25 protein-coding genes are annotated in these 20,267 nt (G+C 69.8%); 10 read left to right on the forward strand and 15 right to left on the reverse strand.

Annotation, left to right across the window (positions count from 1 at the left end):
* Window positions 1–132: 132 nt before the first annotated feature.
* The gene (locus ACT6S0_RS07025; protein WP_444763177.1) at window positions 133–813 is read left to right on the forward strand and encodes a D-glycero-alpha-D-manno-heptose-1,7-bisphosphate 7-phosphatase; all 681 of its coding nucleotides are present in this window, start codon (window positions 133–135) and stop codon (window positions 811–813) included.
* A gap of 20 nt (window positions 814–833) precedes the next feature.
* The gene (ligD, locus tag ACT6S0_RS07030) at window positions 834–1,712 is read left to right on the forward strand and encodes a non-homologous end-joining DNA ligase (protein ID WP_444763178.1); all 879 of its coding nucleotides are present in this window, start codon (window positions 834–836) and stop codon (window positions 1,710–1,712) included.
* A 3-nt stretch (window positions 1,713–1,715) separates the two neighbouring features.
* Here ligD and ACT6S0_RS07035 read toward each other — a convergent pair whose 3' ends face one another.
* The 3 genes from ACT6S0_RS07035 to ACT6S0_RS07045 all read right to left on the reverse strand — a co-directional run bounded on the left by ACT6S0_RS07035 (window position 1,716) and on the right by ACT6S0_RS07045 (window position 3,538).
* Window positions 1,716–2,384 (reverse strand): OmpA family protein, encoded by a 669-nt coding sequence (locus ACT6S0_RS07035; protein WP_444763179.1) that lies wholly within the window; start codon window positions 2,382–2,384, stop codon window positions 1,716–1,718.
* 74 nt (window positions 2,385–2,458) lie between these two features.
* A complete protein-coding gene (locus ACT6S0_RS07040; RefSeq protein WP_444763180.1) occupies window positions 2,459–2,653 on the reverse strand; it encodes a CsbD family protein in 195 nt (64 codons plus the stop codon).
* 396 nt (window positions 2,654–3,049) lie between these two features.
* The gene (locus ACT6S0_RS07045; RefSeq protein ID WP_444763181.1) at window positions 3,050–3,538 is read right to left on the reverse strand and encodes a hemerythrin domain-containing protein; all 489 of its coding nucleotides are present in this window, start codon (window positions 3,536–3,538) and stop codon (window positions 3,050–3,052) included.
* A 143-nt stretch (window positions 3,539–3,681) separates the two neighbouring features.
* Between ACT6S0_RS07045 and ACT6S0_RS07050 the strand changes: the two genes are divergently transcribed.
* Window positions 3,682–4,110: a CBS domain-containing protein gene (locus tag ACT6S0_RS07050; RefSeq protein ID WP_444763182.1), complete on the forward strand. Its 429-nt coding sequence runs from the start codon at window positions 3,682–3,684 to the stop codon at window positions 4,108–4,110.
* Window positions 4,111–4,290: 180 nt separating this feature from the next.
* On the opposite strand, the gene ACT6S0_RS07055 is transcribed toward ACT6S0_RS07050, so the two are convergent.
* Window positions 4,291–4,821 carry a hypothetical protein gene (locus tag ACT6S0_RS07055; protein ID WP_444763183.1) on the reverse strand — a complete coding sequence of 177 codons (531 nt, stop codon included), beginning with the start codon at window positions 4,819–4,821 and terminating at the stop codon, window positions 4,291–4,293.
* A gap of 181 nt (window positions 4,822–5,002) precedes the next feature.
* Between ACT6S0_RS07055 and ACT6S0_RS07060 the strand changes: the two genes are divergently transcribed.
* Window positions 5,003–5,923, forward strand: a complete 921-nt coding sequence (locus ACT6S0_RS07060) for a hypothetical protein (protein ID WP_444763184.1) — start codon at window positions 5,003–5,005, stop codon at window positions 5,921–5,923.
* 82 nt (window positions 5,924–6,005) lie between these two features.
* Here the strand turns inward: ACT6S0_RS07060 and rpoN are convergent, their stop codons facing one another.
* Window positions 6,006–7,514, reverse strand: a complete 1,509-nt coding sequence (gene rpoN, locus ACT6S0_RS07065) for an RNA polymerase factor sigma-54 (RefSeq protein WP_444763185.1) — start codon at window positions 7,512–7,514, stop codon at window positions 6,006–6,008.
* 366 nt (window positions 7,515–7,880) lie between these two features.
* Between rpoN and ACT6S0_RS07070 the strand changes: the two genes are divergently transcribed.
* From ACT6S0_RS07070 to ACT6S0_RS07085, 4 genes are all read left to right on the forward strand, one after another.
* The gene (locus tag ACT6S0_RS07070) at window positions 7,881–8,195 is read left to right on the forward strand and encodes a BON domain-containing protein (protein ID WP_444763186.1); all 315 of its coding nucleotides are present in this window, start codon (window positions 7,881–7,883) and stop codon (window positions 8,193–8,195) included.
* A 58-nt stretch (window positions 8,196–8,253) separates the two neighbouring features.
* Window positions 8,254–9,423, forward strand: a complete 1,170-nt coding sequence (locus ACT6S0_RS07075; protein ID WP_444763187.1) for an AI-2E family transporter — start codon at window positions 8,254–8,256, stop codon at window positions 9,421–9,423.
* 160 nt (window positions 9,424–9,583) lie between these two features.
* Complete coding sequence (locus ACT6S0_RS07080) at window positions 9,584–11,836, forward strand: ATP-binding protein (protein ID WP_444763188.1); 2,253 nt, start codon at window positions 9,584–9,586, stop codon at window positions 11,834–11,836.
* A gap of 105 nt (window positions 11,837–11,941) precedes the next feature.
* Window positions 11,942–12,397, forward strand: a complete 456-nt coding sequence (locus ACT6S0_RS07085) for a PA2169 family four-helix-bundle protein (protein WP_444763189.1) — start codon at window positions 11,942–11,944, stop codon at window positions 12,395–12,397.
* A gap of 56 nt (window positions 12,398–12,453) precedes the next feature.
* Here the strand turns inward: ACT6S0_RS07085 and ACT6S0_RS07090 are convergent, their stop codons facing one another.
* The 8 genes from ACT6S0_RS07090 to ACT6S0_RS07125 form a co-directional block, all read right to left on the reverse strand.
* The gene (locus ACT6S0_RS07090; RefSeq protein ID WP_444763190.1) at window positions 12,454–12,960 is read right to left on the reverse strand and encodes a hypothetical protein; all 507 of its coding nucleotides are present in this window, start codon (window positions 12,958–12,960) and stop codon (window positions 12,454–12,456) included.
* Between the two features lie 64 nt (window positions 12,961–13,024).
* Window positions 13,025–13,564 (reverse strand): DUF421 domain-containing protein, encoded by a 540-nt coding sequence (locus ACT6S0_RS07095; protein ID WP_444763191.1) that lies wholly within the window; start codon window positions 13,562–13,564, stop codon window positions 13,025–13,027.
* The gene (locus ACT6S0_RS07100; protein WP_444763192.1) at window positions 13,551–14,477 is read right to left on the reverse strand and encodes a lipocalin family protein; all 927 of its coding nucleotides are present in this window, start codon (window positions 14,475–14,477) and stop codon (window positions 13,551–13,553) included. Before ACT6S0_RS07100 ends, ACT6S0_RS07095 begins: the two co-directional genes overlap by 14 nt.
* Window positions 14,431–14,925 carry a phage holin family protein gene (locus ACT6S0_RS07105; protein ID WP_444763193.1) on the reverse strand — a complete coding sequence of 165 codons (495 nt, stop codon included), beginning with the start codon at window positions 14,923–14,925 and terminating at the stop codon, window positions 14,431–14,433. The genes ACT6S0_RS07100 and ACT6S0_RS07105 overlap by 47 nt, the downstream gene beginning before the upstream one ends.
* 7 nt (window positions 14,926–14,932) lie before the next feature.
* Window positions 14,933–15,328 (reverse strand): DUF883 family protein, encoded by a 396-nt coding sequence (locus tag ACT6S0_RS07110; protein WP_444763194.1) that lies wholly within the window; start codon window positions 15,326–15,328, stop codon window positions 14,933–14,935.
* 31 nt (window positions 15,329–15,359) lie between these two features.
* On the reverse strand, window positions 15,360–15,629 hold the full coding sequence (locus ACT6S0_RS07115; RefSeq protein WP_444763195.1) for a GlsB/YeaQ/YmgE family stress response membrane protein: 270 nt from the start codon (window positions 15,627–15,629) through the stop codon (window positions 15,360–15,362).
* A 225-nt stretch (window positions 15,630–15,854) separates the two neighbouring features.
* Window positions 15,855–16,829 (reverse strand): SDR family oxidoreductase, encoded by a 975-nt coding sequence (locus tag ACT6S0_RS07120; RefSeq protein ID WP_444763196.1) that lies wholly within the window; start codon window positions 16,827–16,829, stop codon window positions 15,855–15,857.
* 118 nt (window positions 16,830–16,947) lie between these two features.
* Complete coding sequence (locus ACT6S0_RS07125) at window positions 16,948–17,457, reverse strand: hypothetical protein (protein ID WP_444763197.1); 510 nt, start codon at window positions 17,455–17,457, stop codon at window positions 16,948–16,950.
* Window positions 17,458–17,570: 113 nt separating this feature from the next.
* On the opposite strand from ACT6S0_RS07125, the gene ACT6S0_RS07130 reads away from it, so the two are divergent.
* On the forward strand, window positions 17,571–18,026 hold the full coding sequence (locus ACT6S0_RS07130) for a response regulator (protein ID WP_444763198.1): 456 nt from the start codon (window positions 17,571–17,573) through the stop codon (window positions 18,024–18,026).
* A 102-nt stretch (window positions 18,027–18,128) separates the two neighbouring features.
* Entirely contained in the window at window positions 18,129–18,638 is a 510-nt protein-coding gene (locus tag ACT6S0_RS07135; protein WP_444763199.1) for a hypothetical protein, read from the forward strand.
* Window positions 18,639–18,652: 14 nt separating this feature from the next.
* Here ACT6S0_RS07135 and ACT6S0_RS07140 read toward each other — a convergent pair whose 3' ends face one another.
* Together ACT6S0_RS07140 and ACT6S0_RS07145 are read right to left on the reverse strand one after the other, a co-directional pair.
* On the reverse strand, window positions 18,653–19,282 hold the full coding sequence (locus tag ACT6S0_RS07140; protein WP_444763200.1) for a L,D-transpeptidase: 630 nt from the start codon (window positions 19,280–19,282) through the stop codon (window positions 18,653–18,655).
* The coding region (locus ACT6S0_RS07145) for a zinc-binding metallopeptidase family protein (RefSeq protein WP_444763201.1) at window positions 19,279–20,267 on the reverse strand (989 nt) is incomplete at its 5' end. The genes ACT6S0_RS07140 and ACT6S0_RS07145, both read right to left, overlap by 4 nt.

Here is a 20,267-nt window from a genome sequence, read left to right on the forward strand (position 1 = left end):
GCCGCAGCTTCGCGGCGCCCACGCATCCGCCATGCCGCCAGCCAACCGCCGCCTCCTCACCGTCCATGGGCTGCCTCTGCCCCAGGGCACCGTCACCCCCTTGTTGACCGTGTCGCCAAAGCAGGAGACCTCATGGATTTGATGCCGCGGTTCGATGTCCTGCCGGCGGCCCGCCACCTCCCACGCACGCCCGGCCGGCCCTGCCTGTTCATGAACCAGGACGGCACGCTGGTCGAATCCACCGCCAACCCCGCCGACCCCCTGCTGTTACGCCTGCGCGCGGGCGCCGGAGAGGCACTGGCCCGGCTGCAGACGGCAGGGGTGGCCCTGGTCATCGTCACCAACCAGGCCGGCCTGGCCAGTGGCCGCATCACCCGCGCCGAATTCGCACGCTTGCAGCAGGTTCTGCTGCAACGCCTTCACGACGAATTCGGCGTGCGCATCACCGGCGTGGAGGTGTGCCCGCACAGCCCCGACAGCCAGGGGCGCCCGGCATGCCTGTGTCGCAAACCCGCGCCGGGCATGCTGGTTCGCGCGGCGCACCGCCATGGGGTCGACCTGTCGCGATCCTGGATGGTGGGCGACACGCTGGACGATGTCGAGGCCGGGCACCGTGCGGGGGCGGCCGGCCTGCTGCTGGACAACGGCAGCGAGACCGTCTGGCGCCGCTCGCCGCTGCGCGAGCCCGATGCGCGCTTGCTCGACTGGGCAGCGCTGGCCACCTACGTCGAGAAGCTCGCCGGCAGCACCGAGCATGAACCGCCGCGCTGGCCATCGCAGGCCCAGCGCGGCGCGGTACTGCCAGCCGGCTGATGGCGGCCGCCGGAGCAGGCTTGAAGCTGACCCACCCCGAGCGCATCGTCGACGCCGAGAGCGGTGCGACCAAGGGCGACGTGGCGCGCTACTACGAAACCGTCGCGCCGCAGCTGCTGGGCCAGCTCAAGGGCCGGCCGGTGGCCCTGCTGCGCGCGCCCGAGGGCGTCGGCGCGGCCGGGTTCTTCCAGAAGCACCCTGGCAAGGCGGCCTTGCCCGGCGTGCACGTGCTCGATGCCGACCTGTGGCCGGGCCACGAGGCCCTGATGGAAGTGGCCAGCCCCAGGGCGGTGCTGAGCGCCGTGCAGATGAACACCCTCGAGTTCCACCCCTGGAACGCCCGCCGCAGGCGCTTGAACAAGCCCGACCGCATGATTTTCGACCTCGACCCTGGCGAGGGTGTCGGCTGGGACGAGGTGCGCGACGGCACCCTGCTCGTGCGCGACCTGCTGCAGCAACTGCAGTTGCGCAGCTGGCTCAAGACCAGCGGCGGCAAGGGCCTGCACGTGGTCGTGCCGCTGGCAGCGCGCTGGCCGGTGGATGTCGTGCGCGGCTTTTCACAGGCCGTGGTGCAGCGACTGGCGCGCGAGCATCCCGAGCGCTTCGTGGCCAAAAGCGGGCCGGCCAACCGCGTCGGCCGCATCTTCGTGGACTGGCTGCGCAATGGCGACGGCGCCACGGCGGTGGCGGCCTATTCGTTGCGGGCGCGGCCCGGTCTGGGTGTGGCCATGCCGATCAGTTGGGACGAACTGCCCGCGCTGACCGGCGCGGCGCACTGGACGCTTGCCAATGCGCCACAGCACGTGGCAGCGCGCAAGGCCGATCCCTGGGCCGAGCTCGACGCCTACAAGCAGTCCCTTGTGGCGCCCATGCAGGCCCTGGGCTACCGGGCCGACTGAGCGTCAGCCCTGCTGCTCGGACAGGAAGATCTCGACCCGCCGGTTGGCGGCGCGACCGCTTGCGCTGTCGTTGCTGGCCACGGGCTCGTGCGAGCCGCGCCCGGCGATGCTGACACGCTGGCTGGCCAGGCCGCGGGCGGTCAGGTAGTCACGCACAGCCGCGGCGCGTTCGCGCGACAGCGGCTCGTTGATGGCATCGCTGCCGGTGCTGTCGGTGTGGCCAACGACGGTCACGCGCACATTGGGGTCGAGGTTGCGGGCAATCTCGTCGAGCACCGGGCGCATCTGCGGCTTGATGTCGGCGCGGCCGGTGTCGAAAGACACGTCGCTCGGCACATTCAGGCGCAGCCGGTTGTCGTCCGTGCGCGCCACCTCGACGCCTGTGCCCTGGCTGGCCTGGGCCAGCGCGGCGCGCTTGTCTTCCATGCGCTTGGACCACAGGTTGCCGGCGATGGCGCCGACGGCACCGCCGATGACGGCGCTGCGACCGGCATTGCCACCGGTGGTCGCGCCGATGATGGCGCCAGCCACCGCACCGGCCCCAGCGCCCTTGGCCGTGCCTTGCTCGCGCTCGCTCATGGATGAGCAGCCCGCCGCGGCCAATGCGGCGGTGATCAGCGCCAGCGTGGCGCTATGGCGAAAGGCGGGATGGGAGTTCTTGTAGGGACGCATGGCTTACCTCGTTTTCGTGGGTACACGCCGTCCGGGCCTCTCAGCCCGGCGGCGTGATGTGGGATCAATGACGATCAGATCTTGCGATTGGCGTCGCGCACGTCCTTGACGGCTTCACGCGCATTGCCGACGGCCTTCTGAGCCTTGCCTTCGACCTGGGTCGCGGCCCCCTTGACCTGGTGCTCGGTGCTGCCGACGGCCTCGCCCAACTTGCGCTGCGCCTTGCCGGCCACATCCTTCACACTGCCCTTGATTTGGTCGCTGTTCATGTCTTACTCCTTGAATGCCCTTGTGACGGGATGCCTGTGGGGCTGAGGTGAATTTACCGAGCACACAGACCGCCGATCGCCAGCATCGGCCCTGTCCGCCGGTGGGTCCAGTCCTACGCCGCGCAGCATGTCGTTGCATGCCTCGGCGATGGTGCCGACCGCCAGCCCGGTGGGGCGTGCCGCTCTTCCTACGCGCCGGCCGGGTCTCGTCCGCTTCTTCGCCGCAGTCGGCGCGGACATCCTTGGCAGCACCACTTCAGGAGATCACCATGGGTAAATACTTTCTGGCCTGGCTTCTCGGTGTCCCCGGCATCGTGCTGCTGCTGGTCTATCTCTTCTTCAATTGAAGCCCCGGCAGCCCGCCGCCCGCAAAGGTCGGTGGGCTGTCTCGCAGGCTTAGACAAGCGGGCCCGGCTCGCTCATCAGTTCGTCGCGCCGCGCGGCAATGCGCTGCCCCAGGTCTTCCAGATCCAGACTGGTGAAGGCCAGTCGCGTGAACAGCGGCCCCTCCTCCTGCTCAACATGCTCGCTGACCAGCCGGTGCAGTTGAGCCATGCGCGCATCGAGCCCCTCGTCCCGCTCGTCCATTTGCTGAATCTGGCGGATGAGTGCGTGCAGGATGCGATGGTCGCTGGCGGCACTGGTGATGACCTGCTCGTCTTCGAGCGCATCGAAGGCCGCCGGGTAGAACAGTTCCTCCTCTACCGTCGCATGAACGCTCAGGCGCTGGCAGATCTCGCGCGCCAGTTGCAGGCGCGCCGCAGCGTCCGCGCCGGCGGCCCGCTGTTGCTCGAAGCGGTCGAACACGCGGCTGAATGCCAGGTGATCGTCAGTCAGCACGGAGAGCGCGCAGACGCCTTGCTTGGGCATCGCGGCGCGGGTCAACGGCAAAGCCGTCGGGCCGCGGTGGCGGGGCCGGCCACGCCGAGATTGTGAAAACCGGGTTCGTTCATGACACGGGCAAGGCAGGTCGCGTGCCCGGCATCCGCCTTGCCACAAGGGTGGCTCACCCAAGCCGGAGACCGCCCATGTCCACCATTGCCGAAATCATGTCCACCGATGTCCGCACCATCCAGCCCCAGGAGAGCCTGCGCCGCGCTGCGCAATGCATGCAGGAGCTGGACGTTGGATCCCTGCCCGTCTGCGACGGCGAGCGCCTGCTGGGCATGCTGACCGACCGCGACATCACCGTGCGCGGCGTGGCCGATGGGCTCAACCCTGACGACGTCTGCGTGTCCGACATCATGACGCCCGACATCGTCTACCTCACGGTCGACCAGGATGTCGACGACGCCAAACGCATGATGGGTGACCGCCAGCTGCGCCGCCTGCCCGTCATCGATGCTGATCGCAAGCTGGTCGGCATCGTGTCGCTGGGCGACCTGGCGGTGCGCGGTTCCGGGCACATCGACAAGGCCCTGCGCGACATCTCCGAACCCGGCCAGGAAGCACGCTGACGGCAGGCCCTTCATTCGAGCAGGAAGGTCGCCTCTCGCGGCTGCGCGCCAGCAGATCGGCGCCCTTCCTGATGTGCGGCGCGGGTGCGGTGTGCCTAGCCCGCTGCCGCAAAGACTGCCGCAATTCAGACCGGCGCCAAGGGCGCCGTGCCAGCGTCGGCACGGCGCCCGAGGGGGCAGTTAGCGGTAGACCTTCTGGCCACCGGCCTGGGTGCGCCAATGCTCTTCCAGATGCGCCGCATCGACATCGTCACGGGGCCGCACACCCATCAGGATGCCGCCTTCACGCAGGCCGCTCTCGTACTCCTTGATGCGCTCTTCCGGGATGTTCCAGCCGATCAGCGCGCCCACCAGGCCGCCGGCCGCACCGCCTGCGCCAGCGCCGGCCAGTGCCGCCGCGATCGGGCCCGCGATGACCAGCCCGAGGCCTGGCAAGGCCACGCTGGTACCGACGGCCGCGACCGCTGCGGCAATGGCGCCGATGGTGCCGCCGATGCCGGCGCCGATGCCGGCACCCTCGGCGGCCTTGTTGCCCAGCTCGGTCTCGCGGCCTGCTTCATTGCCGAAATGGCGCTTGCGGGTTTCGTCGGACATGACGACGTCGATGTCGTTGGACGTGTACCCGCGCTCCACCACGCCTTGATAGGCGCGCTCGGCGCTGTCGCGGTCGGGGAACAGCCCCGTCAGATGGGAGGTGTTGGTGTTGGCCATAGCTCTTTCCATTCCATAAGTGGTCCCGGCGCGGATGCGCGGGTGCCCCGACAGGGCAAGCGCGGGGCCCGGGCGCGGCGCCGCCACGGGTATGCGCATTGCCGCAAAAAACGCACAGGCGATCCGGCAAAGAGGCCGCGCCTGCGGACACGACGACGACTCAGCTTGAAAGGACATTTCCATGTCACGACATGACGACCAAGGGCGCCGCTCCAGCGGCCAGCAAGCCAATTACGGCGAACACGAACGCAGCCGCCAGAGCGGCAATGCCCAGCACGGCGGCTACGAGAACGAAACCAGCCAGCACTACGCCCAGAGCGGCGGCCTGCGCGGCCCGCAAGGCGGCCCGGGCGGCTCCGGCGAGTCGCGTGACTACTACCAAGGCGGCACCTTCCGCGAGCAAAGCGAAGGCAGCGCCAGCTACGGCGGCCAGAGCGGCTACGGCAGCCCGGGCTCGGGCCAGAGTTACCAGGGTGGCAGCGGTCAGGGTGGCTACCAGGGCGGCTACCAGGGCGGCTATCAAGGCAGTGGCGGATCGGGCAGCTACGGCGGCCAGGGCCATGGCCAGAACTACCAGGGCGGCAGCGGCCAGGGCGGCTACCAAGGCGGCCATCAAGGCAGTGGCGGCTCGGGCAACTACGGCGGCCAGAGCTACGGCGGGTCGGGCAGCCATGGCGGCTTTGGCAGCCCCGGCTCCGGCCAGAGCTATCAGGGCAGCAGCTACCAGGGCAGTCAAGGTGGCGGCTATCAGGGTGGTGGCAGCTACCAGGGCGGCTACGGCCAGCAAAGCGGCTACGGTCAGCAGAGCGGCGGCTATGGCGCCAGCCAGGGTGAGCAGTTCGACCCCGACTACCACCAATGGCGCAACGAGCAGTTGCGCTCGCTGGACCAGGACTATCAAAACTGGCGCCAGGACCGCTACAAGAAATTCTCGGACGACTTCTCGACCTGGCGGCAGAGCCGGCAGGCGGGCAGCGCCGGTGAGGGCAGCAGCGGCCTGAGCGGCAGCGCCAGCAGCAGCAACGAATCGGCCAGCGGTTCGTCGACAAGCGGTTCGTCCGGGGGCTCGTCCGGCAGCTCGTCGAGTTCCAAGACCAAGTAAGCACCAAGGCGCCGCCCCACCGGGGGCGCCTGCTGAGTGAGAAGGACCGCCCGCAGGCGGCCCTTCTCACGGGCAATGTGCTTCAGGCCACGCGGCGGCGGCGGTCGACGGCTTCAATCTTCAGCATCTGGCGGTACTTGGTGACGGTGCGCCGCGCCACGACCAAGCCCTGCTGGGCCAACTGGCGCGTGATCTCGGCATCCGACAGCGGTGCATCGGGGCTCTCGGCCTCGATGATGTCCTTGATGAGGCCGCGGATGGCGGTGCCCGAGCAGGCACTGCCATTGGCGCTGATCATGGCGCGGCTGAAGAAGTACTTCAGCTCCAGCACACCGACGGGCGTGGCCATGTACTTGTTGTTGGTCACGCGCGAGACCGTGCTCTCGTGGATGCCCACCTCCTCGGCGATTTCCTTCAGGCCCAGCGGCTTCATCGCCATCGGCCCGTAGTCCAGGAAATTGTGCTGGCGGCGCACGATGGCCTCGGCCACCTCGAGGATGGTCGAGAAGCGTTGCTCGACGTTGCGCAGCGTCCAGCGCGCCTCCTGCAGGTGCGCCCCCAGCTCGGCATTGGCCGGCGTTCGGTGGCGCGCAAACAGCTGGGCATACACCTGGTTGAGCCTCACCTTGGGCACGATGGCCGGGTTGAGCTGCACCGTCCACTGGCCACGCACCTTCCTGACGATGACGTCCGGCACGACATAGGCCACATGCGATGAGCCGAAGCGCCAGCCCGGCCGAGGGTCGAGCCGGCGGATGCGGTCGCACACGGCCTCGACGCGCGCCGGCGGCTCGCCGAGCTGGCGGGCCAGCGAAGACACATCGCGCGCAGCCAGCGCTGACAGATGGCTGGTGATGATCCTGTGGGCCAGTGCGCGGGTCTCCGGGCAGCTGATGCCGGGCAGCTGCAGCAGCAGGCATTCGGCGACATCGCGCGCGGCAATGCCGGCCGGGTCGAGCGATTGCACCAGCTTCAGCGCGATCTGCATCTCCTGCAGCTCGGGCGCGGGGTCGAGCCTCGTCACGCCGATCAGCTCCTCCAGCGGCGTACGCAGGTAGCCATCGTCGTCCAGCGACTCGACAACGGTGCGGGCCATCGCGAGGTCGCGCTCGGACAGCGGCATCACGTTCAACTGCGTATGCAGATGAGACGTTAGCGAGGCTTCCACGGCCATCATGTCCAGCGCGCTGAGCTCGCCGTCCTCGGCACGCTTGAGTCCGGCGCCGCCGTCTGCGGCCCACAGGTCGCGGTCGTTCTCGCCGTTGTCGGCACCTTCCATCGGGCTGGCGAGTTCGTCACTCGAGGCGCCGCCCGGTTCGGCGCTGGCGTCGTTGGCGGCCACGCTGGCCAGCACGCCGACATCGGCGCCGCCATCCTGCAGGGCAGCCAGCGGCAGCGCGCCCTCACCGGCCTCGGCGCCGTCGCCGCCATCGTTGTCCTCGACTTCGAGGAAAGGGTTCTTGCCCAACGTTTCGCGCAGCATCGCGGCAAAGTCCAGCGAGGACATTTGCAGCAGGCGCACTGCATGCTGCAGCCGTGGGGACAAGGTCTGGGTTTGCCGGTGATCGGCACGGAGATCCATGGAGGGCATGTCTCGTCTTTCGCAGTCGGTCGTGGCAGCCACATTGCTGCAGCGCAGTGCGGCCCGACATCAGCTAACGCAACCTCCGTGCCGGGTCTGGCGGTGCAACTGCATCCAGACACAAAGCCGCCTCTGCCAGGGCGTAGACAACCCTGGCAGGGGCCTCATTCCAGGACGGGCGGGCACGCCGATTGCACGAATTACCGATCGCTCGCCCGGCGACCGGCAATTGCGGCAAAGCGTGCCGTCTGTCACGAACTGAGCGCCGGCGGCGGTTTTGCCCGGATTGCCGGCCGATGCGACAGGCCGGCGACACAGACCGGGCACGCCCGTTGCCTTCGCCGCCAGGCGAGATACCTCGCGCAAGGAGCACACATGAAAAAGATCCTCATCGCCGCGATGGTCGTCCTGACCGCGCTGGCCGGCAGCGGCTGCGCCGTCACCAGCGGCCAGAGCACCGTGGGCCAGTACGTCGACGACGCCACCATCGCCACGCGCGTCAAGGCGCGCTTCGCCGAAGACACCCAGGTCAGCGCGATGCGCATCCAGGTCGAGTCGCTGAAGGGCACCGTGCAGCTCGCCGGCTTCGCCACATCGCAGGCCGAGAAGGACCGCGCCGGCCAGCTCGCTCGCGCCGTGCCGGACGTGAAAGAGGTGCGCAACAACATCATCGTGCGCGCCGCCAACTGACGCCTCGAGCGCTTGAAGTCAGGCAGGACCGGGGCCGGCCCATCCAAGCCCGCGGTCCATGACGCCATCCGCCTCCAGCAACGAGCCGCCACGCACGCGCCACAGCGCCTGGGCGCTGCGAGGCCTGTTCCTGATCAGCCTGGTGTTCGCGTTCCGCGAGGCCAGGCCGCTGCTGGCCCCCGTGCTGGTGGCCGTCATGCTGACCTTCACGCTGGCGCCCGCGGTGCGCTGGCTGGGCCGTCGCGGTGTGCCTGCGTCCCTCGGTGCGCTGCTATTGGTGCTGGCGCTGCTGCTCAGCACGGTCACGCTGGCGGCCAGCCTGGCCCGGCCCGCCGCCAGTTGGTGGGAGCAGGCCCCGCAAACCGTAGCCCAGCTGCTCGACCAGCTTGAAAAGCTGCGCGACGCCGTGCCCGGCCTGCGCCGGGCCTCACCGCCACCCGCCCGCGCCGGCCGCGCGGCACCCACGGCCGACCCGGCGCCCGACCCCCTCAGGGAGAGGTTGGCCAGCGAGGGCGTCGCCCTGACCGGCCTGGTGCTGGCGCGTGGCCTTTCCTTCGTGCTGGCGGCCGCGGCGACGGTCATCCTGACCTACTTCTTGCTGGCGTCCGAGCATTGGCTGCTGTCGCGCCTCGTCGAGGCCATGCCGCGGCAGCGCACGCGCGCGCTGATGTTGGGCGGCTTGCGCGCGGCCCAGCGCGAGATCAGCCGCTACCTCGCCGCGCTGGCCATCATCAACGGGCTTGCCGGCCTGACCACGGGCCTGGCGCTGTGGCTGCTGGGCCTGCCCAACCCGACGCTGTGGGGCGTGCTGACGGCGCTGCTGTGCTTCATTCCCTATCTCGGCCCGGCGGCGCTGATGGCAATGCTGTTGCTGGCCGGCATCAGCGCCTTCGAGACCGGAGCGGCGGTTTTCGGGCCGATGTTGGCCTTCATGATCATCCACGGCATCGAAAGCAACCTCGTCAGCCCGGTGATCGTCGGGCGGCGGCTGTCGCTCAGCACAGTCTCGGTCTTCGTGTCGGTGCTGTTCTGGGGCTGGCTCTGGGGCATCGTCGGCGCCATCATCGCCGTGCCGCTGCTGATCGGGCTGCGCAGCGTGTGCCGGCGCCGGCGCGGCCTGAGGTTGCTGCGCCTCTTCCTGGAAGGCCACCACCGGGCGCCGCCGCCGTCGCTGCGCTCGCTGCTGCGCGTGCCACCAAGATCTGGCGCACGCAAGCGCTACACCTGAGCAACCAGAGCCGGGAACACCGCTTGCCGGCGGCCTGAAAACAAGACTCCTCCGTGGGCCGGGGCCGGGCTGCGGCGCGCCGCGGCAGGTCCGTCATAGTTATGGCTGCGTCTTGAATTCCGCCCTGCCTCGCGTGGGCCTGCGCTGTCTTGGACTTGCCATGCCGGTCACCATCCGCTCCCGACTGCTCCTGCTCGTACTCTCCGTGCTGCTGCCCGGCATGCTCGGTGTTGCCTGGCTGATCGCCGACAGCTACGAAACCGTGCGCCATACCCACGAACGCTCGCTGCGCGACACCGCTTCGGCGCTGTCGATGCTTGTCGATGGCGAACTGCTGCGCCGCGCCGCCGTGGCCCACGTGCTGGCGCAGTCGCCCGCGCTGGACGGCGCCAAGCTGTCCGATCCCGAGCAACGCCAAAGCTTCGAGCAGTTGGCGCGCCGCGCTCTGCAGGGCATGGAAGGCTGGGTGGAGGTGCGCGCGCCCGGCCGCGTCCTGTTGAGCACCCGCCAGGCCGAGGGCTTGCCCAGCGAGGCGCCCGGTCCGGCCGAGCTCAGCCCCAGGGCCGTCATGCTGCCCCTGACGCCGCTGGCCACGGCCAAGCCGGGCAACCCGCAGGAGCTGCATGCCGCCTGGGTGGAGCCGGTGACGCGCAGTGGCCGCCTGGTCTACAACCTTGTCGTCACGGTGCGCCCCTCGGAGCTGCAGCGCATCGTGCAGGCCCAGGCGCCACGGCCGGGCTGGATAGGCACGGTCGTCGACAGCAGCGGTCGCCTCGTCGCGCGGCTACCCGGTGGCGCTGCTTACGTGGGCCGCCAGGCCAGCCCGGATCTCCGCCAGCACATGGCGGAGGCGTCCGCGGGCCGCTTTGAGTCGGTGTCGCTGGACGGCGTGCCGACGACGGGCTACTTCAGCACCTCGCCATTGGGCTGGAGCTATGTCAGCGCCATGCCAAGACAGCAGTTCGCCGGCCGCCTGCCCGAGGCGGTGCAGCGCGTCATCATCGGCGCGCTGGTGCTGCTGGGGCTGGCGATGGCGGGCGCCATCTGGGTGGCGCGCCGCGTGGAGCTGCCGGTTCGCACACTCAAGCGCATGGCCCAGGACCTGCAAGCCGGCCGGCCAGTGCAGCCCCGGCCAACCGGCATGGTCGAAGCCGACGAGGTGGCCGCGGCGCTGGCCGAGGCGGGGCGCAGCATGGGCAGCGCCCGCGCCGAACTCGAGCGCAGCGTGGCCGAGGCCGTCGAGCGCACCCGGCAGATGGAGCAGCGCGGCGCGCAGAGCCAGCGCGTCGTGGCGCTGGGCCGCCTGACCGGCGGCGTGGCCCACGAGTTCAACAACCTGCTCGGCGTCATCAGCAACAGCATGCACCTGATGCAGCGCCACCCCAGCGCCGCCGAGCTGCAGGCGCCGCTCAGCGCGACCCAGCGCTCCGTCGACAAGGGCAGCCAGCTGACCCAGCACCTGCTGCGCTTTGCCGGCCGGCGGCCCGTGCGGGTACAGACGCTGTCGCTGGCCCGCTACCTGCCCGAGGTGCAGGAGCTGATGCGCAGCGTGCTGGGCCGGCGCATCGAGATCCAGGTGCACGTCGCGCCCGACATCTGGCCGGTGCGTGTGGATACCAACGAACTGGACCTGGCCCTGGTCAACCTGGCCTTGAACGCCCACGACGCCATGCCCTCTGGCGGCGAGCTCAGGCTCAGGGCCGGCAACGCCGAGCCGCATGACAAGGAAGGCCTCAACCATCTGGCGCCGGGCGACTACGTGCTGCTGACGGTCGGCGACGACGGCATGGGGCTGGACCCGAGCCTGGTCGAACATGCCTTCGAGCCCTTTTTCACCACCAAGGGCGTGGGCCAGGGCACCGGCCTGGGCCTGAGCCAGGTCTACGGCTTCGCGACGCAGGCCGGCGGCACCGCGCGGCTGGCCAGCACACCCGGCGTGGGGACGACGGTCTCGCTGCTGCTGCCGGTGGCCCAAAGCCAGGAAGACGCGCCCGCGCCGGCCATCGGAGTGGCCGAGCAAAGCATTGCCGGCTCGACCGTGCTGCTGGTGGAGGACGATGCATCGCTGGCCGACGTGACCGCCGCGCTGCTGCTGGCGCATGGCGCCAAGGTCCTGCGCGCTGCTGACGCCGCGGCCGCCCTGGCGCTGCTGCAGGGAGGCGGCCGGCCCGATGTCGTGCTGACCGACGTGGTCATGCCCGGTGCGATGGACGGCGTGGCGCTGGCGCGTCGCCTGCGGGAGCAGCGCCCGGGCCTGCCGGTCGTGCTGATCAGCGGCTTCAGCAACACGGTGGTCGCCGAGGGCGAGTTCATCCAGTTGCGCAAGCCCTGCGCCCCCGATGAGATGCTGGCGACGCTGCAGGCCGCCATCGTCACCGCGCGCGCCAGGCGCTCGGCGTCAGCGACCGGCTGAGCCCCGCCAGCGCCTGCCGCAACCCAGGCACGTCGGTTGCCATTCCGAGGGCTCGCCGCCGCGCCGCTGCGGCGGCGTCTTCATCGACCCGCGAAAGGACCTGCCATGAGCAACGACGACATCATCGACACCTTGAACGACCTCATCGAAACCTCGAAGGATGGCGAATACGGCTTCCGCACGTCTGCGGAATACATCAAGGACCCGGCCATCAGGCAGTCGTTCGTGCGCCGCGCCGAGGAATGCCGCCAGGCCGCCGCCGAGCTGCAGGCCCAGGTGGCACGTCTGGGCGGCAAGGCCGAGGACAGCGGCACGGCCGCCGGTGCCATGCACCGTGGCTGGGTAGCCGTGAAGGGCACGCTGGCCGGCTATACCGACAAGGCCATCCTGGAAGAGACCGAGCGCGGCGAGGACACCGCACTGGCCTCTTACCGCGAGGCGCTGGAAGAGGCGCTGCCGCCCGATGTGCGCATGATCGTGGAGCGCCAGTACGAAGGCGTGAAGCGCAACCACGTGGCGGTGCGCACGCTGCGCGACCAGGCCCGCGCCGCGGCGGCCTGATGACCTGATGCGGGCGCCGCGTCCAGCGGCCCCGCCACCTGGCTGCGGCCAGCTCGCTAGTCACCGCGGCCCGGACGACGCTCTGCCGGATCGCTCACGCCCGGCAGCGCTTCCTCGCTGGGAGGCTCGTCGACCGGACGCGCACGGCGGCCGCTGCGGGTCGTCGGGGCGTCGTCGGCATTCACGCCCTCCTCGTCGCCCTCCTCGTCCTCGGGATCGGTCTCGGCCTCCTCCAGCAGCCGGAGCGCTGGCGTGTCGCGGTCGAGGTCACCCTCGGGCTGGTCCGGCGTGAAGATGCGGTCCACGCCGATGTCGGCGCCGTCGCGCACGCCGGCACCATCCTCCCTGGACGCCAGCGACTCGCCCAGCGGCAACGGGGCGATCTGGTCATCGCGCAGGGCGACATCGACCGGCAGGCCGGGATCGGCGTCGTCTTCGTCGCTGTCGAGCCCGACGACGTCGCTGCCGCTGTCGGAGCTGTCGCCCGGGCCGAGGCTGGCCTTGTCACGGCCGGCGGGCTCGGCCGCGGCGGGGTCGATGCCGAGCAAGCTGCTGCGTGCCATGGGGAACCTCCGATGTGTAGAACGCGGGACGGCCCCGCCAGGACAGGGAGGCAAGGCATGTGCCCTAGGGCAGCGGCTGCCGCCGCTCCTGGCCCTGGTCGTCGTCGTCGCTGGCCTTGGATTCACGGATGACGCTGATGCCACCGTCGGGCTCCATGCGTGCGATCTTGACGTCGGCAAGCTTGTCGATGCCGTGGCTGCGCAGGCTGGCCATCAGCTCAGGCGCCGTGACGTACTCGCGACGCATATTGCGCAGGATCAACTGGCCATGCCTGATCAGCACGAGGGGCGGTGGCTCGACGAAGCGGCGCACGCGTTTGTAGCGAAAGCTTGCCCAGTCCATCAACCAGTTCCAGCCCACCAGCGTCGCCACCAGCACGATGCCTTCGGCGACCGTCTCGTAGCCGCCCGACATGGCGTTCTGCGCCGCATCGGCAATCAGTACCAGCAGCAGGATGTCAGGGATGCCGATGGAGCCGGCGTCGCGCCGCAGCACGAAGCGCAGCATCAGGAACAGCGCCCAGTACATCAGGCTGCCCCGCAGCATCAACTCCAGCGGCGAGACACTGAAGCGCAGCAGCTCGCCCAGGTCAGGCAGCGTCACCGCCGGCCCCGTGGAAGCGCAGACTGTCCACGGCGAAGCCACGGTCGCGAGCGATCAGCACGAGGGCCTGGCGGCGCGCGGCGTCCAGCGCGGGGTGGCGCGCCAGCACCCAGAGCGTGTCGCGGCCGGGGCTGCCGATGAGGGCCGCGTCGTAGTCCTCGTCGACATGCAGCACGGCGAGGTCAGACCACGCATGACTCAGCCACTGCAGGGCCTCGGGCCAACGGCTCAGGCGCAGCCTGGCCCCGCGGCTGCCGGGCACGGCCTGCACGCGGGCCTCGCTGCCATGCGTGCCGTCGGCGTCGATGCGGCGCTGCAGCAGGTCGAAGTGGCCATCGTCACGCGGCAGCAGGCCCAGCTCGGGCGGCTCTACGGCCTCGGCCTGCAGCGGCGGCGGCAGTTCGGCGACCAGGAACCAACGGCCGCTCAGTCGCGCCAGGTCCACCTCGGGCATGACCTCCAGCGGGCTGGCGTCGCGCTGGCCGAGCAAGCTGTCGATGAGGGGCTGGCCCAGCACCACCAGGCTGCTGACCGTCGCGGGGTTGACGCGGTGGCGCCAGCGTTCGGGCAGCATGGGCCAGGCCAGGCCGAGCAGTTGCATCCACGGAATGTGCGGCGGCAGCGAACCCGACGGAGCTTCGGGCGGCAGATGGACCGCCACCGGCTGCGGCCGCGGCCGACGCCACAGCGACGCCAGGGCCACGACGCCCAGCAGTGCCCCACCGACGGGCACCAGCAGCCGCCTGGGGCTGAGGGTCTCGCGCAGCTGGCCGCTGAAGTCGGCGACGCCGCGACGCAGGTTTTCCTCGCGGGCGATCAAGCGGTGCTCGATCAGCCGGATCTGCTCGTCGATATCGCCGGCGGCCTCAGCGTGCGACAGGCTGGCCGGCCATGGGGGCCGCGTTGCGTTCATCGTTGCCCTCCTCGGGCGGTTTGGGAGGCGCCGGATCGGGCGTGATCATCAAGTGGCGGCGCGTGGCCGGCAGGCTCAGCTTGGGCAGCAGACTGCGCACGCGCTGCAGCACCAGCACGACGGCCAGCACGTTGACGACGACGGACAGCAGCAGCGCACCCGCCATCGGCAAGCCTGCGTCCACCAGCAGGCGGATCACGCCCGCCCACAGCAGCAGCCAGGCCGTGACGCCGAGGATGCCCACGGCAACGAGCAGCGCCACGATCTGCGCCAGGGCCCGCACCGCACGCTTGAGCTCCAGCGACAGCAGCTCGACGCGGTCGCTGACCAGGCCGGGCAATTCGCGCCACAACGCCTGCAGCTGCGCCAGCAGCGATGCAGGCACCGGGTACGCGTCGGGCCCGGGCGTACCGGGTGGTGGGCCTTCGCGGGCGGGTCGGTCGGCCAAGGCCGCCTCAGCGCGCGAGGCGGGCGATGAGCACGCCAACGGCCAGGGCGGTCGCCACGGCGGCGAGCGGGTGCTCGCGCACGGTGGAGCGCAGGCTCTCGGCCCATTCGTCGCCCATCTCGCGGGCATCGTGGGCGCGCTGGCTCAGCGTGTCGCTGGCCGAATGAACGCCATCCTGCAGGCGCTGCACGGCCGGCGCCGCCGTCTCGGCCATGCGATCGATGGCATGGTGCGCGCCCTGCACGACGCGGTTCAACACGTCGTGCCCGGCGGCCGCGCCCTTGTCGACAGCGTCATTGGCCTTCACGGCCGCGTCGTTGACGGCCGATGTTGCGCCCGCCGCCGGTGTAGCCGGCGAGGCGGATGACGTGGGAAAGGGAGTGTTGGCTGTGGTGGTGGCCATGATGGTCCTTGCTAGTAATGAAGGGAAAGGGTCAACGCGTGGTGCCGCGGCGGATCAGGTTCACGATGGCCAGCAGCACGACCGCGCCCAGCAACGACACCACGAGGGCACCGAGGCTGAGGGAACCATCGTTGATGCTGGGCATGCCCACCATGGGCGAGATCAGCCAGCCACCGATGGCTGCGCCGACGATGCCCACGAGGACATTGAGGATGACGCCCTGCTCGCCGTCGGTTTTCATCAACAGGCTGGCAACCCAGCCAATCAAGCCGCCGGCAATGAGCCAGATGATCAAGTTCATGGTGTTCTCCTGGTTAAACGGGCAAGGCCGCAGCGACTTAGGGCAATCGAGGTGCCGGGCTGGTTGGCCCCTCGCCCAGCTTCGCCCCGCTGGACGCGGGCAAGCCTGGTCGGTCCCCCGCGGGGACGGCGTGATTTGCCGGTTTGACCGGTAAATCACGCCCAACGCGGGCCGGCTTGGGGCGGCCCGGCGCTCGGCCCGCAATGCGCGCTGGACACCGGCCGACTAGATGGCACCGACGCTGCCGGTGACCGGCAGCACGATGCCGGTGATGTAGCCGGCGCACACGGGCGAGGCCAGGAAAACGTAGGCCGGCGACAGCTCCTCCGGCTGGGCGGCGCGCTTCATGTCGGTCTTCTTGCCGAACTCGGCGACCTCCTCGGCTGGCTTGTCGGCCGGGTTCAGCGGCGTCCAGACCGGCCCGGGCGCCACCGCATTGACGCGGATGCCGCGCTCGATGAGGTTGCTGGCCAGCGACTTGGTCAGCGCATGGATGGCGCCCTTGGTGGCCGAGTAGTCCAGCAGCTTGGCACTGCCCTCCAGGCCGGTCACCGAGCCGGTATTGATGATGGACGCACCGGCCTTGAGGTGCGGCAGGGCCGCGCGGGCCATGCGCATATAGCCGCCGATGTTGGTGTCCAGCGTCTCAAGCATGCGCTCGTCGTCGAGTTCCTCCAGCGAGGACGCATGCTCCTGGAAGGCGGCGTTGTTGACGAGCACGTCGAGCCTGCCGAAGCGATCAATGACCTCGTCCACCGCGCGCTCACACCAGGCGCTGTCCTTCACATCGCCCTGCAGCAGCAGGCACTGCCGGCCTTCGGCCTCGATGCAGCGCCGCGTCTCCTGGGCATCCTGAGTTGACGAGTGGTAAGCCACGGCGACGTCGGCCCCCTCGCGTGCAAACAGCACCGCCACCGCGCGGCCGATGCCGGAGTCGGCGCCGGTGATCAGCGCGACGAAATCCTGCAGCTTGCCGCTGCCGACATAGTCGGGCGCCATGAAACGCGGCGCCAGCTCGAGGTCGGCCTCCAGGCCGGGCTTTTCCAGGTGCTGGGCCGGCAGCGCCTCGGGCTGCTTGCGGGCGCCGGCCTGCATGGCGCCACGGTCCTTGTCGTCCTCGGACGGCTGCCGGGCATCGGCGGCATCCTGGCGCTGCTGGATGCTGCGTTGGGTCTGGAGGGTGTCGTCGGCGGAACTCATGATGGGCCTTTCTGAAAGCGGGTCGGGGGGCCTTGGCCAGCAGTCGGCGTGCCATGCGGCTGCCAAAGACGCTGCAGACGCTGCCGCAAGACTTGCCCGGTCGGCAGCCCCTACCGGCTCAGGCGCCGGCCTTCTTCAGTTCGGCTGCTTCGGTCTCCTTGCCCGACGGCGTCTGCGCGTCCAGGCCGCGGTCGGGCGACTCGGCCACCTGGGGCTCGTTGCCCGGGCGCTCGATCAGCTCCTCGATGATGAAGTGGCCGTACTGCTGGGCGCGTTCGGCGCCCGCCGCCTTGGCCGCCTGGGCCATTTGCACCGCCTGTTCATCGCTGGTGGCACGCACGACCAGCCAGTGATAGCCCTTCTCGGCCAGCGCCCGGTGCGCCAGCACGAGGTTCATCTCCTGGCCGACGGAGGCCAGCGGGCTGGCGTGGGCGATGTCCTCATCGATCTGGCGCAGCATCTCGGTGTCGCTGTATTCGTGCACCGCGCTGGATACCACGCCCAGCTTGGCGATGGCCTCAGCCGCAGCCCGGGCCTGGTCGGCCTTGGGAAATGAGATGACAACATGGCCCACGGGCTTGAAGACGCCAAAGCTGCGCGGTGCATCGGTGGTGACATCGGTAGACATGGTGATTCCTCTTGAATGCTGGTTCACGCCCGCGCGGCAAAACAGGTGCCCGGGCCTTGACGGTTCGTGGGCACGCCGCTTGCCATACGCGCTGGTCACATACCGGAGGATCCATGCCCAGCCCTGCTCGCCGACCTGTTCTCTATGTGGAGGACCACCCGGTCAACGCGTTGCTAATGGCGGCCATCTTCGAGCGACGGCCTGAGCTGGAGCTCGTCGTCGCGACGAACGGCGAGGAGGCGCTGTGCCTGGCTGCCGGTCTGAATCCCGCGTTGCTGCTGCTGGACCTGGGCCTGCCCGACTGCCACGGCAGCCGGCTGCTCGGCCTGCTGCGCTCACTGCCCGGCTGCGACAAGGTGCCGGCAGTCGCCGTCACGGCGGAACTCGGTTTCGACATCTATGCCTGGGGCTTCCATGAGCTATGGCCCAAGCCGCTGTATGTGGACGAGGTGCTGAGCCGGCTCGACGCGCTGATCGGCACGCGCCCGTCACCGCCGCCGGAGCTGCCGCGAGAGCTGCTGCTGCCGGCACAGCCCGCGGTGGCCACCCTAACGCAACACTGCCGCTGACAATTTTCTTGGCTCCGCAGGCATCGCCGTTGCCTGTCGTGGTTCACCCGTCTTCATGATCGGCATGGGCGGCGGGCGATTGAACTTACTTAGGAGATGGACATGAGCAAGACTTTCACCCGCGTGGCCTCGGTGGCCGCGGTTTGCATGGCGGTGGCGGGCGGGCTGGCCTACGCGCAGGGCACCGGCGGGACCGGTGGCGCCGGCGGCACGGGCACCGGCTCCAGCAACACCGACAACACGACCGCCACGGGTAACACCCGCAGCACGAACAGCACCAGCGGCACGGGCAGCACCACTGGCACGAGCGCCACCACGCCGGGCACGAATGCCAACAGCACCACCGGCAGCACTGCGAACACGACCGGCGCCTCGGGTACCGGCATGAACGCGAATAACACCGGCAGCACTTCGGGCAGCATGGGCACGAATGCCAACACCACCGGCACGTCCGGCATGGGCGCGAACGCCAACAACACGGCGGGCACGGGCTACAACGCCAACAATGCCAACAACACTGCCAGTACCGGCTACAACGGCGGCACGGCGTCCAACAACAGCGGCGACTGGAATGCCGATGGCACGCGCGCACCGCGCCGTGACCGCAATTGAGCCTGGCCCGTCACTCAGTCTGAAGCAGCGGCCCCCTCGAGGGGCCGCTGGCTTGGTGTGAACAGCAGGCCGGCCGGCAGAATTTCCGGCAACAAATAGACCACGCCGCGGCCGCTGGCGAACAGCGGCATCAGCTGCCGCACGAAGAACACCACCGGCACATTGATGCAGCCATAGGAGATGCGGTTGTCGGCCGGCGTGGCCGAGAGCAGCCGTTGTGGGCGACGCTCGGCGGGATCGCTGGGCCGCAGCCGGTGCAGCGACACGGCAGCGTCGTAGTCGATCCAGAAGATCTCCTCGCCCGAGGCATTGCGCCCCGGCTCGGCGACAAAGCGGCCGGCCGGCGTGATGCGCTCGTGCGGCAGGATCTGGCTCATGTCACGCTCGCCGATGCCTGGCACCGAGATGTCGCCATGCGCCTGCCCGAGCAGCACCGGGGTGGCAGCGACGGGGCGGCGCTGCGCATCGAACAACCACAAGCGCGCATCGCGCTTGTCGATGATGGCGAAGGGCGCGCCCTCGTTGTCCTCGGACTGCTGCAGCCATTGCAGCAAGGACTGCACGGCCTCGGGCGGTGGCGCAGCCGCTGCGGCCAAAAGCGGCGCCGCCAGCGCCAGCGCAGCGACAAAGCCCGGCGGCTTCACGCGCTGGCACCTCGCACGATGCGGTGCACCAGATGCAGTTTGCGCACGGCCGGCGCCGACAGCACGAAGGGATAGAAGTCGGCCATGCCCATGCTGCGAGACAGCTCGTTGAGCACACCGGTCAACTCCATCCAGCTGTTGATCAGCTGCAGAAAGCCGGTGGCATCGGTGTCACCGGCTTCCTGCAGCAGCTCGACGCCGAAGCGCTCATAGCTCAGCTCGACGCGCTCGCCGTCCAGGCCGAAGCTGCGCGCCGTGTCCAGCGTGTCGACCAGGTGGAGGTAATGCGCCCACGTCTCGGCCCAGTCTTCCCAGGGATGGGCGCTGGCATAGGCGCTGACGAAGCGCTGGCCCCAGTCGGCCGGTGCGCCGTTGGCGTAATGGCGCTTGAGCGACTCGCCATAGTCTTCGCGCTCGTCGCCGAACAGCGCGCGGCAGGGCTCCAGCCAGGCCGTGGGCTCGACCAGACGCTGCCAGTAGTAGTGACCGCTCTCGTGGCGCAGGTGGCCGAGCAGCGTGCGATAGGGCTCGCCGAGCTGGTCGCGGCGCTGCTCGCGGCACGAGTCGTCGGCCTCGGAGACATCCAGCGTGATGACGCCATCGGCATGGCCGGTCATGACGGGGGGCGCGCCGGGGGCGGCCAGCAGCAGGTCGAAGACCAGGCCCCGTTCGGGGTCCTCGGCCTTCGAGATCACCGGCAGTTTCAGCCCGATCAGCGATGACACCAGGCGGCGCTTGGCCTGCTCGACGCGCCGCCACCATGCGCCGGCATTGGGCAGGCTCAAGTCGGGCAGGGTGCGCGTCAGCCGGCAGCAGCGGCACAGTGTCTGGCCGGCCGCGATCTCGCCCGCGTCGAGCAGCCAGTTGCAGGCCGCCGCCGAATCGAGGTTGGCGCAGCGCGCATAGCGCAGGGCGCGGCGCACTGGCACGCCGGCCTCGCGCCAGCCGGGCTTGCGGCCGCGCGCCGGCGCGGGGTCCAGCGCGA

Source organism: Roseateles sp. (assembly GCF_052436255.1).
Lineage (GTDB): Bacteria > Pseudomonadota > Gammaproteobacteria > Burkholderiales > Burkholderiaceae_C > Pelomonas.

Bases quoted from the DNA above. Each gene is read 5' to 3' on its own strand.
- ACT6S0_RS07135 (WP_444763199.1), top strand. From the start codon at position 18,129: ATGAGCAAGACTTTCACCCGCGTGGCCTCGGTGGCCGCGGTTTGCATG.
- rpoN (WP_444763185.1), bottom strand. From the start codon at position 7,514: ATGCCCTCCATGGATCTCCGTGCCGATCACCGGCAAACCCAGACCTTG.
- ACT6S0_RS07025 (WP_444763177.1), top strand. From the start codon at position 133: ATGGATTTGATGCCGCGGTTCGATGTCCTGCCGGCGGCCCGCCACCTC.
- ACT6S0_RS07120 (WP_444763196.1), bottom strand. From the start codon at position 16,829: ATGAGTTCCGCCGACGACACCCTCCAGACCCAACGCAGCATCCAGCAG.
- ACT6S0_RS07060 (WP_444763184.1), top strand. From the start codon at position 5,003: ATGTCACGACATGACGACCAAGGGCGCCGCTCCAGCGGCCAGCAAGCC.
- ACT6S0_RS07090 (WP_444763190.1), bottom strand. From the start codon at position 12,960: ATGGCACGCAGCAGCTTGCTCGGCATCGACCCCGCCGCGGCCGAGCCC.
- ACT6S0_RS07125 (WP_444763197.1), bottom strand. From the start codon at position 17,457: ATGTCTACCGATGTCACCACCGATGCACCGCGCAGCTTTGGCGTCTTC.
- ACT6S0_RS07115 (WP_444763195.1), bottom strand. From the start codon at position 15,629: ATGAACTTGATCATCTGGCTCATTGCCGGCGGCTTGATTGGCTGGGTT.
- ACT6S0_RS07050 (WP_444763182.1), top strand. From the start codon at position 3,682: ATGTCCACCATTGCCGAAATCATGTCCACCGATGTCCGCACCATCCAG.
- ACT6S0_RS07035 (WP_444763179.1), bottom strand. From the start codon at position 2,384: ATGCGTCCCTACAAGAACTCCCATCCCGCCTTTCGCCATAGCGCCACG.
- ACT6S0_RS07100 (WP_444763192.1), bottom strand. From the start codon at position 14,477: ATGAACGCAACGCGGCCCCCATGGCCGGCCAGCCTGTCGCACGCTGAG.
- ACT6S0_RS07075 (WP_444763187.1), top strand. From the start codon at position 8,254: ATGACGCCATCCGCCTCCAGCAACGAGCCGCCACGCACGCGCCACAGC.
- ACT6S0_RS07055 (WP_444763183.1), bottom strand. From the start codon at position 4,821: ATGGCCAACACCAACACCTCCCATCTGACGGGGCTGTTCCCCGACCGC.
- ACT6S0_RS07130 (WP_444763198.1), top strand. From the start codon at position 17,571: ATGCCCAGCCCTGCTCGCCGACCTGTTCTCTATGTGGAGGACCACCCG.
- ACT6S0_RS07040 (WP_444763180.1), bottom strand. From the start codon at position 2,653: ATGAACAGCGACCAAATCAAGGGCAGTGTGAAGGATGTGGCCGGCAAG.
- ACT6S0_RS07085 (WP_444763189.1), top strand. From the start codon at position 11,942: ATGAGCAACGACGACATCATCGACACCTTGAACGACCTCATCGAAACC.
- ACT6S0_RS07070 (WP_444763186.1), top strand. From the start codon at position 7,881: ATGAAAAAGATCCTCATCGCCGCGATGGTCGTCCTGACCGCGCTGGCC.
- ACT6S0_RS07110 (WP_444763194.1), bottom strand. From the start codon at position 15,328: ATGGCCACCACCACAGCCAACACTCCCTTTCCCACGTCATCCGCCTCG.
- ACT6S0_RS07080 (WP_444763188.1), top strand. From the start codon at position 9,584: ATGCCGGTCACCATCCGCTCCCGACTGCTCCTGCTCGTACTCTCCGTG.